Source organism: Bifidobacterium castoris (assembly GCF_003952025.1).
Classification (GTDB): Bacteria; Actinomycetota; Actinomycetes; order Actinomycetales; family Bifidobacteriaceae; genus Bifidobacterium; species Bifidobacterium castoris.
Genome location: NZ_QXGI01000004.1, coordinates 143,773 through 156,623, shown reverse-complemented (window position 1 = coordinate 156,623; position 12,851 = coordinate 143,773). Strand labels below are relative to the sequence as shown.

The following is a 12,851-nucleotide window of genomic DNA, read 5'->3' as shown; positions in this document are numbered from 1 at the left end:
GAGCGTCTCATCGCCGCGCGCGCAGCTCCTTCGGCAGCACGAAGTGCATGTTCTCCCGGATCGTCTCGACGGTGTCGACCTCGCTGAAACCGAGTTCCCGCAACCGTTCGACGACGCCGACGACGAGCTCGTCGGGAACCGAGGCGCCCGAGGAGACGCCGACCGTCCCGACGCCGTCGAACCATGCCGGATCCATCTCGGCGGCGTCGTCGACGCGGTGCGCGTCGCCGCGCGCGCCGAGCGCCTCGTTCGCGACCTCCATCAGCCGCACCGAGTTCGACGAGTTCGCCGAACCGACGACGACCATGCAGTCCGCCTGCCGCGCGACGAGCTTGACGGCCTCCTGCCGGTTCGACGTCGCATAGCAGATATCCGAGCTCGGCGGCAGCTCGATCCATGGGAAGCGCCGCTGCAGCTCGGCGATGACATCCGCCGTCTCGTCGACGCTGAGCGTCGTCTGCGTGAGCAGCACAAGCTTCGCGTCCGGCGTGAACGCCAGGCCGTCGACGTCGACGGCGTGCTCGATCAGATGCACATGCTCCGGCGACTCGCCTACGACGCCGACGGCCTCGTCATGGCCGTCGTGGCCGATGTAGACGATCTCATACCCCTCGCGCACGAAGCGCAGCACCTCGCGGTGCACCTTGCCAACGAGAGGGCACGTCGCGTCGACGACCGCCAGCCCGCGCCGGTCGGCCTCGCGCTGCACGGCCGGGGATACGCCGTGCGCCGAAAACACGACCGGAATGCCGGCGGCCGCGGCCTCGTCCGGGATCTCGCCGAGCTCCTCGACGAAGGCGGCGCCTCGGGAGGCGAGCTGTTCGACGACATGCCGGTTGTGCACGATCTGACGGCGCACGTAGACCGGCGGCAGCCCGTCCTCCCGCGGTCCGCGCGCGGTCTTGAGGATCGTGTCGACCGTCTGGATCGCGCGGTCCACCCCCGCGCAGAATCCGCGCGGATTCGCCAGAATGATGCGTCGTGCCATATGCGCCCTCCCTGTTTCGGCCGACTCCCCACGATACCAAACCATATGCACGCCGCACAGCACCCCGCTCCCGTCTTTCGCCTCCCCCGCACGTCGGCGTTCGCAGCTGGCGGCGCGCAGGCGTACGCGCGGACGGTGCGCATCCACCGATGCGGACGACTATGATGGGCCCGGTGAACCATCCACTTTCCGGTGCGGGGCCGGCGCACGCACGGACCCGCACCGCCCCAGGCAACCAAGGGAGCATGCCATGTCATTGACGACCACCATGCCGCCGCGCACCGGCGACCAGTACACGATCGAACACGGCCGGTACCGCGCCGTCATCGCAGAACTCGGCGCGACGCTGCGCGTGCTGACCTGCGACGGCGTGCATGTGACCGTTCCTCTCGGCGCGAACGACATCGTCGCATGCTGCGAAGGCCAGCTGCTCATCCCGTTCCCCAACCGCATCGCCGCCGGGCGATACACCTTCGACGGCGTCGACTACCAGCTGCCGATCAACGAACCGGACCGCAACAACGCGATCCACGGCTTCGCGAAGGACCAGTACTGGCGTCTCGAACGGCTCACCGAATGCGAAGCGACGCTCTCATGGCGCATGCCTCCGGCGCCCTACTACCCCTTCGACCTGGTCGTCACCGTGACCTACACGCTCGATGACGACGGCCTGCATATCCTCGTGTGCGCGCACAACCGCTCGGATCAGGCGGCGCCGTGGGCGTTGGCGATCCACCCGTGGATCGCCAACGGCCTCGACGGCCACGGCGACGAGATCGACGCGCACAACGCGCGGTGCACGCTCGAGGTGGATGCCGACACCCATGTGCGCGTCGACAAGAACCTCATTCCGATCGGCACCGAGCCGGTCGAAGGCACGAAGTTCGACTTCCGCGCGCCGCGCCCGCTCGACGAGCAGCCGTACGACGACGCGCTCACCGACGTGCGCCATGACGCGCACGGCGATGCGACGGCGACGTTGACGCGGACGGACGGCAGGCGCGTCGTCGTCGGCGGCGACGAGACGATCACGTCGTTCCAGATCTGCACCGGCACCGGCTTCCCGACGGACATCCGTCCCGCCGGCGTCGCCGTCGAACCGCAGACGGCGTATGCGAACGCGTTCAACACCGGCGTCGACCTGATCCGCATCGAGCCGGGACAGACGAGCGAGACGCGCCTGTTCATCGGCGTGCGCGACTGAGCGGGCCGCCACGTCGGCACGCCATGCGATAATCCTGTAGGCTAATCAAGGCTAGCATTGATTGTTCTATCCAAAGGAGTCCATCATGGGAATGCGCGGACGCAAGCGTAAGGCTCGTCGTAAAAAGGCTGCGAACCACGGCAAAAGGCCAAACGCCTGATTCGCCGGCTTCGGCCTGAGCAATGCGAAAGCCCCTTGGAAACCTTGGTTTCCAAGGGGCTTTCGCATATCCGACGGCCGTTTTGCGAGGTCCGGCCAGTCACCGCCCGTCGGCGCCGTGATGGTGCACGACGGCGTGCGTGACGACCGTATGCGTCACATGGGCGTGCCCGCAGCACGCATCGAGCGTCATCCTGAGCTTCTCGTAGAGGCATTCGGGCGCCTCCTCGGGCCGCAGCACCGCCCGCATCGCGCGGATCATCATCTGCTCATAGCGGTCGCAGCAGGTGTCCGGATCGAAGCAGTCGCCGCCGGCCGCTTCCCTGTTCGCTTCGTTCATCTCGTCGTTTCCCAGTCGTTCCTGTCCGGGCCGTTCATCCGTGCTCATCACGCACCGCCCTTCGCCGTATTGGCCACGAGTTCGTGGTCGCCATCAGATTCAACGGTCTTCGACGTCTTTTTATTTCCGCCGACGACAGCGACGACCCCGGCGACAGGTTTGCGCCCCCGGCCGCGCGTCGGCTTAGCGCCGTCCGCACCGTTGCCGTAGCCACGCGCCGCCGCGTATTCGGCGAGCTCCTTGCGCAGCTGCGTGCGTGCGCGGTTGAGCCGGCTCATGACGGTGCCGATCTTGATGCCCTGCTCATCCGCGACCTGCTGGTATGACTTGCCGTCGATCGCCGCGTCGATGAACACCTGCCGGCGTTCCTCGGGCAGCTTGTTGAGCGCCGCCATGATCTCCTCGGGCGCAAAAGCCTCGAGATACTCCTGCTCCGCCGAGCGCAGCCCCTGCGAGGCATGTTCGGATGCGGCATAGATGTCCCAGTCGTCGTATTCGCCGGTCGAGTCGTTCGCCCGCTGCGGACGGCGCTTCGCCTTCGCGTACTGGTTGAAGAAGGCGTTGCGCTCGATCGTCGTCATCCACGCCTCGAAGTTCGATCCCGGCTTGAACGAGTCGAAGGCCTTGAAGCCGCGTTCGAAGGTGTCCTGGACGAGATCCTGCGCATCCTCCGGATTGTTGGTGAATTTCATCGCCTGACGGTAGAGCGCGTTGACGGCGGGCATCGCGAGCTTCTCGAAGCGCGCGCGCTTGGCCTCCATCGTCTCGGCTTTCGTCTCTTGTTCGCTCACGCCCCCTATTGTACGCAATCGCATGCGCTCAAGCCCACGGCGTTACATGCCGGCCCCACATGCGCCGACGGGCCGATGCAAGCCGCGCGGTAGAATGCTTGGACGACATCACCGGGTACCTCAAGGAGCGCACGAGCCATGACGTTGACATTGCAATCCGCAGCCGCACTACTGGGCGAGCACGACCTGCTGCGGGAGATCATCACACCGGACCGCTGGACCGACTTCGCGTCCACGGTCTCCGATTCCGACGTCCCCTTCGCGCATATCACCTACGATTCCAAGCAGATCAAGCCGCGCACGCTCATGTGCTGCAAAGGCAACTTCAAGGCCGAATACCTCACCGACGCCGACGGGCACGGCATGGCCGCCTACGTCGCCGAACACGACTACAGCGGCGTCACCCGCGCCCCCGGCCTCATCGTCAACGACGCGACCAAGGCGCTCAGCCTGCTTGCGCAGGCCTTCTACGACTATCCGGAGCGCGAGCTCAGGCTCATCGGCGTCACCGGGACGAAAGGCAAGACGACGACCTCGTACTTCACGCACGCGATCATCAACGCGATGAGCGGTAACAAGTGCGCGCTGTTCTCGTCGGTCGACAACTGCGTCGACGGCGTGCACTACGTCGAATCCGACCTGACGACGCCCGAATCGCTCGACGCGGCCCGCATGATGCGCGAGGCGGTCGACAGCGGCATGCGCTACCTCGTCATGGAGGTCTCCTCGCAGGCATACAAGGTCAACCGCGTCTACGGCCTGACCTTCGACGCGGCCGCGTTCCTCAACATCTCACCCGACCACATCAGCCCGATCGAGCACCCCTCCTTCGAGGACTACCTGCACTGCAAACGCCAGATCGTGCGCAACACGCGCGCGCTCGTGCTCGGCGTCCCCGGCGCCTACGCGGGACTCGTCGCCGAGGACGCGATGATCGCGAACGTGCCGGTCACGACCTTCTCGATCGACGAGCCGACCGCCGACGTCACCGCGCGGCCGATCGACGACGAGCATACGGCCTTCATGTTCACGCAAGGTCAGCCGATCGGCGAACTGAGCCTCGCGCTCGAAGGCGACTTCAACTACGCGAACGCCTGCGCAGCGCTCGCGCTCGCGCAGCTCGTCGGCATCGACATCCACGATCCGCGCGCCCTGCAGTCGATGGCCGACGTACGCATCGCCGGAAGGATGGAGGAGACGACCGATCCGCGCTCGGACACGGTCGCCATCGTCGACTACGCGCACAACTACGCCTCGGTCAACGCGCTGCTCGACTTCGTGACACGCAAATACGGCGCGCGGCGTCCGCGGATCACGCTGCTCACCGGGTCGGCCGGCGACAAGGCGATCGACCGGCGCAAGGAGATCATCGAGGCCGCGCAGGACCGCGTGCAGCGCATCGTGCTCACCACCGAGGACACGAACACCGAGGATCCGATGGCGATCGCCGAGCAGATGCTCGGCCATGTGACGAATCCGGACGTCGACGCGTCGATCATCATCGACCGTGCGGCCGCCGTCGAGGACGTCGTCGCCGAAGCGCGCGAACATGACGGATTCGACGTGCTGCTGCTCATCGGCAAGGGCGACGAACGCTGGATCAAGATGCACAACAAGCATGTGCCGTACGAGGGCGATTCGAGCATCATCAGGCGTCTGTTCGGCTGAACGCGCGGAACGCATAGAATAAGGGACGCCAAGGAACGAAAGGACATCATGATCACGATCGAACGCGTCAGTCCGCAGACGATGGAACGCGAGGCCGACGCCAACGGCATCGAACTGCCGATCGAACAGACGTCGGTATGGGCGGACTTCCAGGCGGGCGTCGAGGGACGCACGCCGTGGGGATGCCTGATCATCCGCGACGGCAACGCCATCGTCGCCGTCGTCTCGCTGATCGACATGGAGACGCACGGCTACCACTACCTGCGCGCGATGCACGGGCCGGTCTGGAAGAGCAAGCCGGACAAGCGGCTCGAACAGGCGGTCGTCGCCGAACTCGTCGACTTCGTCAGGACGCACGACAAGCACGTCGCGTTCCTGCGCATCGACACATGGTCGGACGAGGGCACCTATCCGGTGCTGTCGACGGTGCCGTACAACGAGACCGTCGTACTCGACATAACCGGCGGCGACGAGGAGGTTCTCGCACGCATGAAGAGGCGCGGCAGGCGCGACGTGCGCAAGGCGCTGCGCGAGTCGCCGGCGACGTGCGCGGACGAGACCGAGATCGCGACGAAGGACTTCGCCGACTACTACGCGGTCATGGTGGAGACGGCGCGGCGCGACGGCTTCACACCGGCGCCGATGAGCGACTACACGGACATGATCAAGGCGCTCGGCCCCGAGCACTGCCGCGTGTTCGGCGCACGCATCGACGGCAAGGTCGTCGCGTGGACGATCGTCACGCTGCAGGGCAAGACCGGCGTCTACTACTACGCGTCGATGCTCACGTCCGTCAAGCGGCAGCATGTGCCGGACAAGCTGCTGTACACGGTCGCATGCGCACTCGGGCAGATGGGCTACGAGAAGCTCGATCTGATGGGCATCGGCAACGACTTCGCGCCGTCGCTCAAATCCCTCAACGAATTCAAGACGAAGTTCGCCGACGACACGACGACGATCGCCGCCGGCCGCGACATCCCGATCAAGAAACTCTTCTACAGATCGCTGCGGATGCTGCAGGACGTGCGGCGTGCGCTGCGCCCGAAGACGCACGGCAACGCGGAGAAGGCCGAGCAGCGTGAGGCCGCCAGGAAGGCGCAGGCTGAGACGCAAGCGCAGCAGACGAAGGCGGCGGCGCAGCAGAAACCAGTGCAGCGGAGGCAGGCGCAACCGGCGAATGGGCAACAGACGCAGAAGCGATCGGCGAAGCCGCAGCAGACGGCGCAGGCGAAGGCTGATGCGAAACAGCCCCAGGCGCCGACGGAGGATGTAAAGGCAGTACAGGCGGATGCGAAACGGCAGGCTGCGTCTGCGCAGCCGCAGCCGACGACGCGGCAGGCACAGCCCCGGACGCAGGCGGAAGACGCGACAACGACGCAGCCGGATGCGAAGGAGGCGTCACAGGCCGACAAGCCCGACGTCGCGCGGAATGAGGACTCCGCCAAGTAGCGCGGCCACCCCCACTTGCCTATTTGCGAACGGTGGAGGTCGGCGACTGCCCATAGTCGCCGACCTCCACCATTTTTCATTTATCCGTCTGACGGCGTTCTGTGGATGGGGCCACCCATGGAACGCCGCCCACGACGACTGAATCAGTCGCCGGCCGCGTCGCCTCCGTCGCCGTCCTCGCCATCACCGTCATCATCCGCGCCGATGATGCCGCGCACGTCGAAGACGTCGAAGTCGGTGTCCTCGTCGGACTCGTATTCGCGCTCGGCGGCGTCCATTCCGGCATCGCCCGCCGCGCCAGCCGCGCCAGCCGCAGTCTGCGCGGCGGCCGCATCGCGCGTCCGCGGCGTCACCGCGACCTGATGCACGCGCTCCTCCTTCGGCTTTTGCAGGTCCGGATGGATCGATTCCTTGAGCAGCATGCGCGCGTCGCCGGCCGTGACGAAGCTGCCGCAGATGAGCACGCCGTGTCCGTAGCCGACGCCGAGCTCGTCGTCGGCGTCCACACGGTTGACGGCCTCCTGAATCGCATCCGGCAGCGCCGGAATGCAGGTGACGCGTTCCGGCCCGAACACGTCGCGCGCGATCTCGGCGAGCTTGTCCGCCGGCATCACACGATCCTTCCACGAGTTCTCGGTGACGATGATCTCGCTGACGATCGGCTCGAGCACGCCGAGATACTCCTCGACCTGCTTGTCCTCCATCATCGCGACGACGGCGACGAGCTGCGTGAGGTCGTAGTTCTCCTCGATCGCCGCGCGCAACGCCTCGGCAGCGTTGACGTTGTGGCCGCCGTCGATGATGATCGTCGGCGAGTTCCTCACCTGTTCGATGCGCCCCGGGATCTTCACCGAGCTCAACGCCTCGGCCACCAGATCGCCGTCGAGCGCGCCGGTGACCGGGATGACGACCTCGGCCGCGCACAGCGCCGCGAGCGCGTTGTGCGCCTGATGCTCGCCGAACTTGTCGAGCGGCACGTCGGCGTAGGTGCCGTTCGGCGTGCGTAATGTGACCATCTGTCCGCCGACGGCGGGCATGCGCGAGACAACTTCCGCCTCCACGCCGTCGCGCACGAGCGTCGCGTGGTTCTCCGCGGCCGCCCGCTCGATGATCGGCATGACCTCGTCCTCATGCGGTTGCCGTCCGATGACCGCCGTGCAGCCCGGCTTGATGATGCCGACCTTCTCCTCGGCGATCTGTTCGACGGTGTCGCCGAGCCATGCCATGTGGTCCATGTCGATCGGCCCGATGACGGCGGCGTCCGCGTCGAGCACGTTCGTCGCGTCCCAGCGGCCGCCCATGCCGACCTCGACGATCGCGACGTCGACCGGCGCGTCCGCGAACTTCCAGATCGCCATCGCCGTGAGCACCTCGAAGAAGCTCATGCGCGGCGCGCCTTCCTCGTCCATTTTCTTGTCGACGAGCGCGACGAAGTCCTTGACCTGGTCCCACAGCTCGACGAAGTCGTCGTCGGACAGACGCTGACCGTCGATCGCGATGCGTTCGTTGACGTGTTCGAGGTGCGGCGACGTGTACAGGCCGGTGCGCATGCCGTACGCGCGGCAGATCGCCTCGGCCATGCGCGCCGTCGACCCCTTGCCGTTCGTGCCGGTGATGTGGATCACGCGGAACGAATCCTGCGGATTGCCGAGCAGATCAAGAATCATCGTCATCCGCCTGAGGTCAAGGTTCGTCGTGTTCCTTTCGCTCGGACGGCTCATGATGTCGCGTTCGACGTCGTGGATGGTGGGTTGTGCGTCTGCCATGAAAACCTCGTGTTCGTTTCCCGAAAATACGTGAACCGTGTCCATTCTATGCGCACATTCGACCGCTCCCGCTCAACCACTATTCGCTCGGCATTGTGGGCAACGATCCGCTCGTGCTCGATCTGCTCGCCCGCAGTTTCGGCACGCTGAACGCGCCGCTGCGCGTGCGATGGGCGTTCACCGACCCGCAACAGGCATGGCTTGCCTGCGACGACGAGTCCACACGCCCGCAGGTCGTGCTCACTGACATCGAGATGCCCGGTATGAACGGCCGCGAACTGTTCCACAGACTTCGCGCGCACCACCCGAACCTCGTGGTCATCGGCATCTCCGCATTCCCCGACTCCGTTGAGGAGCCCGGCCTCGTGGTGCTGCCCAAGGAGTCGAGGATCGAGGAGATCGTGCATCTCGCAGGCATGCTGCTGCACGACGAGTCGTTGATCCGCTGGTATGAGCAGCCCGCGCGAACCAATCCGCTCTCACCAAGCGAATTGCAGACGCTCGACCACTACGCGCAGGGCAAGGCCACCCCGTGCATCGCGCACACCATGCACGTGAGCGAATCGAGTGTGAAAACATTCGTGAAAAGCGCGTGCAAAAAGCTCGGCGTGCATTCGCGCACCGAGGTGACGGCGACGGGGACGCCCAGCTCCTGTTGTGTCCCTGCCCCTTCCACGGCCCCATATTGCGGATTGGCCTACGGGTCGTTCGAGCGTTGCGTCGCCGACGGCTGCAATGTCTCCTCCGACGATGCCACCGGCGCGCCGGTCACAATGAGATCGGCCGCATCAACCGCCTGCTCGACCGACGAGTACGTCGGGTAATCCGCCTGCAGCTGGTCCACGGTCGACGGTTTTCCTCACTGCGCCACGACGCAGGCCACAGCTGCGATCCCCGCAATCACCAGAATCAGTGTGATCGCGACCTTCATCCGCCTCTTCATATACAACCTCCCATCATGCCGTCAGCATGGCATCAGCCCCAGCTCATCGTTGGATTCGCGGCGAACACCGTCGGGTAGAGTTCCTTGCGATTGCTCAGCAGATCATTGAGCGTGCCCTGTGCGTCGATGGTATGTACGAGTGCCCAATCCGATGTGCGGTAGACGAAGATCTTCGCATCGTCTTTGGAACCGCTTGTCGGCGTGAAGATCATGTACGCGTAGGCATCGGAACCGGCGATGTCATACTGCGCAGTGCCCACATCGAAGAGCTGCGGAGGCTCCTTCGACCGCGTGATCTGCATCGTGCGCATGTCGATGAACTCGACATCGCCGTCGGTGCTCATCGCGATCATCTCACCGGCGTCGGTCGTCAGGTCTTGACCGTAGAAGAAACTCGCCTCCCCCACGTAGAGCTGCGGTTCGCCGTTCTTCTGGGCCGCATTCTCCTGCGTGAGCTTGTGCGTTTTCACATTCCACTTGAGCAAGGTGAGCGTCTGCGAGCCATAACCATTGCCTTTGGCACCGTCGCGCACACCGCCGAACAGTACCAGCTCGTCGCCCACACATGGCACGGCACCCGTGGACGTGCCCGGCACGAACTGCTCGGTCACGGGTTTCGAGTCAATCTGCTTCATGCCACCGGTCTCACTGATTTCGTAGAGCACGTAGGATCCCGGATTGTCATTGCTTCTGGCGGTGGCGAATGTGCCGCTCGGGCATTGCGCCACGGCGTCGGGCAACGCCGCCGGACTCGTCACGAGTGTCTGCGGCTTCGGTGTGAACCACTGCGTCTGCACGGTGGTGCTGTCATCAGCCTGCGCATACCCGCCTTGGTACATCGCCAGCACCGCATCGTCACCCACGGGCGCCATGGCGATCCCCGGAGCAGAGGAGTTCTCACGCTTGCTCACGTATCCATGCCCGCGATCGCGGGAAATATAGAAATGGTTTTCGGAATCGTCGAAGAACAATCCCGCCGTATTCCACGTCATGTTCTGCGGGGCCATGCCCCTCGTGTCGATGAAATCGGCCGTGCCGTCCTCATGTACAAGCGCCACGAGACCCGTGTTGGCGCGAATGACGTCCTTGGAATGCGGATTCAGGCCGACCGCCAGCACCACATCCGCGAGATTCACACGATCGGGCTCGGTTTTTTGCACACCGCATGCGCCGACCATCAGGCATGCGCACACCAGCGCCACCGCCTGCAGCACGGCTTTGTGAACCTTGCGCCACTGCTTATATCCACGCATTGGGGCCTCCTCGCTCACTGCAACCGTTTCCTTCCCTCATCGTAAGCCGTGCAGTGTGGCGAATCCAGTCGGAACTGTCCCCCAAACGGTTGTATATCAAATATCAGTGGGTGCATCTCGCTTACGTACCCGCCAATTCCCGGAAAGTGACATCCGCCAGCTGCGAAAGGCCGCCCAATCAACGGGGCTGAGAGCCCGATACCGGCATGTAGATAAGAATTGGCGGGTACGTAAGCGAGATGCATGGCAGTGGTAGCCGGTCACCAGATGCAGCGATGCTGTTTACCACGACTTACCACGACGTTGCGCACAATACGGACGGCACGTCTGCCTACAGCATTCCCAGTAGAATCACGCCCACCGCAACGGGAATGGGAAGCAATGCAGACAAAATCAGGCCGTACACCGGCAAGCGGTTCTCCTTATCGGTGAATGCTCCCAACGCTACACCAAACACACAGAACGCCAGTCCCAGCGCTTGAATCAGCGGTGTGGAGGGGCCTCCTTTCCAGATCATCTCCGCAATGATCTGAACTGACCATATAATCAGAAAGATGAGACACACTCTGGAAAAAAGATGAATATTCATCCGTTTATTCAACTGCATCATTACACTCACATCCTTCCCAGCGCCATCCAACTTCATGGCTACATCATGAATCGGACTGACTCTTATGGTTCTCTACCTTGATGATACGGTATGCAACCTGGGCCATCGTGTCACCCTGCGCCATAAGCGTCATCGTGCTCTCCTTGGCGTCATCGCCGATCCTCTGCACCGATCTGCGGGAAGCATTGCACGTCGGCCGTGTAGCTTTGCGTGTCGCCAAGGGTCTACTTCGCCTTCACACTGCCGTGACCCATGCACCACACGCCAATCTCATACGCATCGCCTGCATGGTACTCCTTCGAAGACACATTCATCGTCGACCCCTCAAGCAGGGTCGGCCCCATGGATTCCACGAGCGTCCCGTCATTCTTGCGCTGCCATTGGTCCATCGTCTCGTTGAACAGCTTGAGCTGATCCTCGGTCAGCGCGGGCCCCACACTGTCTTGCTGCTTGGTCGTGCCGTTGTCGCCGAAGGCGTCGCCTGCGGGGAATCCACCTGCCCGCACGCTGCAACCATTCCCGTGAGTGCCATCGCCGTCAGCGGCGATCCGATACGTTTGCCCCCAACCCATCTCAACCACCTCTTCATGGTAAAAATAGTATTATTTCTCACATACTATTCCATGAAAAATCAACATGCAATCTGATGCTGTCCCCACAATGGTCACATATGCATCAGGCGTACACCCAATAATCGTAGTAATGCGTGCCGTCGTGCCCGATGAGCGGCTGCGGCTTCGCCACATACCCGGCATTGGCGAGCGCGGCACGGCGTTCCACCGCGTAGATCGGCGCCTTCGTCGCGATCTTCGAGCAGCCGAACAACCGCATGAACGGCACGGAGACCAGGTTGAGCATGTCTTCGATCACAGGCGTGGACTCGTATGCCGTGCCCAGATCGATGCGCAGGATACCGCAGTCGTCGTAGAAATCGTTGGCCGTGCGCCGGAACATCTCCAGCGTTCCGATGATTTTTCCAGTCTCCAATGATTCGACGGCGAATCTCACGAATGCGCGGTTCTCATGGTATTCGACGAGCCAGTATTTGATGCTCTCCTGCACGTCGTGCAGTGTGCGGCAGTAGAAGTTCGCGCCGTGGCAGTTGTCTGAGTTGAAGAACGGGAGGGCGAGCCTGTCTCCGTACACGGCGAGCAGGTCCTCGGCGTCGCGTGGCTCGATGAGTCGGATGCGGTATGCGTCGTCGCACAGTTCCGGGCAGTTCTCGTAGATGCTCATGCCACCATTCTACCGCCGCATTTCATTCATTCCCGCGCCTTCATAGGATTCTATAGATCGGATGCCGCTGAAGGTTGTGCATGAACGCACGTCGAATACGCCCTGAATCCATATCATTCTTAGGATTTTCCACATAAGATGTGCGAACCAGGTCTACCGGCCTTCCCAAGCAACCACTGAAAGCGATGCCAAAAATCAATAATTTTTAGATAATTGTCAGAAGAATCAAGAAGATTATAGATGAAATCAACGTCAGAGTATTCATTTTGCCGAACCACGTACCATGGAACCAAAAAGATACAGTTCATCAACACCATACTCACGCGCCAGAGGAACCACAACATCAGCAATTTCATGCGGTGTCAGATCACTCGCATTTATCCGCTCCTCTATTCGTATGCCGTTCCCGGTCACTTAACAAGATACCTTCTCCTATCTCTATCG

13 protein-coding genes and 1 pseudogene are annotated in these 12,851 nt (G+C 63.1%); 5 read left to right on the top strand and 9 right to left on the bottom strand.

Features of this window, described 5'->3' with window-relative positions; all coding sequences use genetic code 11:
• Window positions 1–7: 7 nt before the first annotated feature.
• Complete coding sequence (locus D2E22_RS06210; RefSeq protein ID WP_277600010.1) at window positions 8–1,033, bottom strand: 4-hydroxy-3-methylbut-2-enyl diphosphate reductase; 1,026 nt, start codon at window positions 1,031–1,033, stop codon at window positions 8–10.
• Between the two features lie 205 nt (window positions 1,034–1,238).
• On the opposite strand from D2E22_RS06210, the gene D2E22_RS06205 reads away from it, so the two are divergent.
• Complete coding sequence (locus D2E22_RS06205) at window positions 1,239–2,192, top strand: aldose 1-epimerase family protein (RefSeq protein WP_126032231.1); 954 nt, start codon at window positions 1,239–1,241, stop codon at window positions 2,190–2,192.
• 85 nt (window positions 2,193–2,277) lie between these two features.
• Window positions 2,278–2,352 (top strand): 50S ribosomal protein bL37, encoded by a 75-nt coding sequence (locus tag D2E22_RS11005; RefSeq protein WP_369803150.1) that lies wholly within the window; start codon window positions 2,278–2,280, stop codon window positions 2,350–2,352.
• A 99-nt stretch (window positions 2,353–2,451) separates the two neighbouring features.
• On the opposite strand, the gene D2E22_RS06200 is transcribed toward D2E22_RS11005, so the two are convergent.
• The gene (locus tag D2E22_RS06200; protein WP_420897246.1) at window positions 2,452–2,691 is read right to left on the bottom strand and encodes a hypothetical protein; all 240 of its coding nucleotides are present in this window, start codon (window positions 2,689–2,691) and stop codon (window positions 2,452–2,454) included.
• 47 nt (window positions 2,692–2,738) lie between these two features.
• Window positions 2,739–3,452 (bottom strand): sigma-70 family RNA polymerase sigma factor, encoded by a 714-nt coding sequence (locus D2E22_RS06195; protein WP_338142153.1) that lies wholly within the window; start codon window positions 3,450–3,452, stop codon window positions 2,739–2,741.
• A gap of 168 nt (window positions 3,453–3,620) precedes the next feature.
• On the opposite strand from D2E22_RS06195, the gene D2E22_RS06190 reads away from it, so the two are divergent.
• Window positions 3,621–5,150, top strand: coding sequence for a UDP-N-acetylmuramoyl-L-alanyl-D-glutamate--2,6-diaminopimelate ligase (locus D2E22_RS06190; RefSeq protein ID WP_126032229.1), 1,530 nt, complete (start codon window positions 3,621–3,623; stop codon window positions 5,148–5,150).
• Between the two features lie 48 nt (window positions 5,151–5,198).
• Window positions 5,199–6,191: pseudogene (locus D2E22_RS06185) on the top strand (lipid II:glycine glycyltransferase FemX); the annotation flags it as partial.
• A gap of 551 nt (window positions 6,192–6,742) precedes the next feature.
• On the opposite strand, the gene D2E22_RS06180 reads toward D2E22_RS06185, so the two are convergent.
• A complete protein-coding gene (locus D2E22_RS06180) occupies window positions 6,743–8,365 on the bottom strand; it encodes a bifunctional folylpolyglutamate synthase/dihydrofolate synthase (RefSeq protein WP_126032228.1) in 1,623 nt (540 codons plus the stop codon).
• A 95-nt stretch (window positions 8,366–8,460) separates the two neighbouring features.
• Between D2E22_RS06180 and D2E22_RS06175 the strand changes: the two genes are divergently transcribed.
• Entirely contained in the window at window positions 8,461–9,189 is a 729-nt protein-coding gene (locus D2E22_RS06175; RefSeq protein ID WP_241218248.1) for a response regulator transcription factor, read from the top strand.
• Window positions 9,190–9,340: 151 nt separating this feature from the next.
• Here the strand turns inward: D2E22_RS06175 and D2E22_RS06170 are convergent, their stop codons facing one another.
• The 5 genes from D2E22_RS06170 to D2E22_RS10520 form a co-directional block, all read right to left on the bottom strand.
• Complete coding sequence (locus D2E22_RS06170) at window positions 9,341–10,579, bottom strand: hypothetical protein (protein WP_126032226.1); 1,239 nt, start codon at window positions 10,577–10,579, stop codon at window positions 9,341–9,343.
• A gap of 313 nt (window positions 10,580–10,892) precedes the next feature.
• Window positions 10,893–11,171, bottom strand: a complete 279-nt coding sequence (locus tag D2E22_RS06165; RefSeq protein ID WP_126032225.1) for a hypothetical protein — start codon at window positions 11,169–11,171, stop codon at window positions 10,893–10,895.
• 224 nt (window positions 11,172–11,395) lie between these two features.
• Window positions 11,396–11,677 carry a hypothetical protein gene (locus D2E22_RS06160; RefSeq protein WP_126032224.1) on the bottom strand — a complete coding sequence of 94 codons (282 nt, stop codon included), beginning with the start codon at window positions 11,675–11,677 and terminating at the stop codon, window positions 11,396–11,398.
• Between the two features lie 169 nt (window positions 11,678–11,846).
• Window positions 11,847–12,407, bottom strand: a complete 561-nt coding sequence (locus D2E22_RS06155; protein WP_126032223.1) for a GNAT family N-acetyltransferase — start codon at window positions 12,405–12,407, stop codon at window positions 11,847–11,849.
• Between the two features lie 261 nt (window positions 12,408–12,668).
• A complete protein-coding gene (locus D2E22_RS10520; protein ID WP_164518437.1) occupies window positions 12,669–12,821 on the bottom strand; it encodes a hypothetical protein in 153 nt (50 codons plus the stop codon).
• Window positions 12,822–12,851: the final 30 nt, after the last annotated feature.

Excerpts from the sequence above, each read along its gene's own strand:
- D2E22_RS06210 (WP_277600010.1), bottom strand. The coding sequence starts at position 1,033 with ATGGTTTGGTATCGTGGGGAGTCGGCCGAAACAGGGAGGGCGCATATG.
- D2E22_RS06205 (WP_126032231.1), top strand. The coding sequence starts at position 1,239 with ATGTCATTGACGACCACCATGCCGCCGCGCACCGGCGACCAGTACACG.
- D2E22_RS06200 (WP_420897246.1), bottom strand. The coding sequence starts at position 2,691 with ATGAACGAAGCGAACAGGGAAGCGGCCGGCGGCGACTGCTTCGATCCG.
- D2E22_RS06195 (WP_338142153.1), bottom strand. The coding sequence starts at position 3,452 with ATGGAGGCCAAGCGCGCGCGCTTCGAGAAGCTCGCGATGCCCGCCGTC.
- D2E22_RS06190 (WP_126032229.1), top strand. The coding sequence starts at position 3,621 with ATGACGTTGACATTGCAATCCGCAGCCGCACTACTGGGCGAGCACGAC.
- D2E22_RS06180 (WP_126032228.1), bottom strand. The coding sequence starts at position 8,365 with ATGGCAGACGCACAACCCACCATCCACGACGTCGAACGCGACATCATG.
- D2E22_RS06165 (WP_126032225.1), bottom strand. The coding sequence starts at position 11,171 with ATGATGCAGTTGAATAAACGGATGAATATTCATCTTTTTTCCAGAGTG.
- D2E22_RS06155 (WP_126032223.1), bottom strand. The coding sequence starts at position 12,407 with ATGAGCATCTACGAGAACTGCCCGGAACTGTGCGACGACGCATACCGC.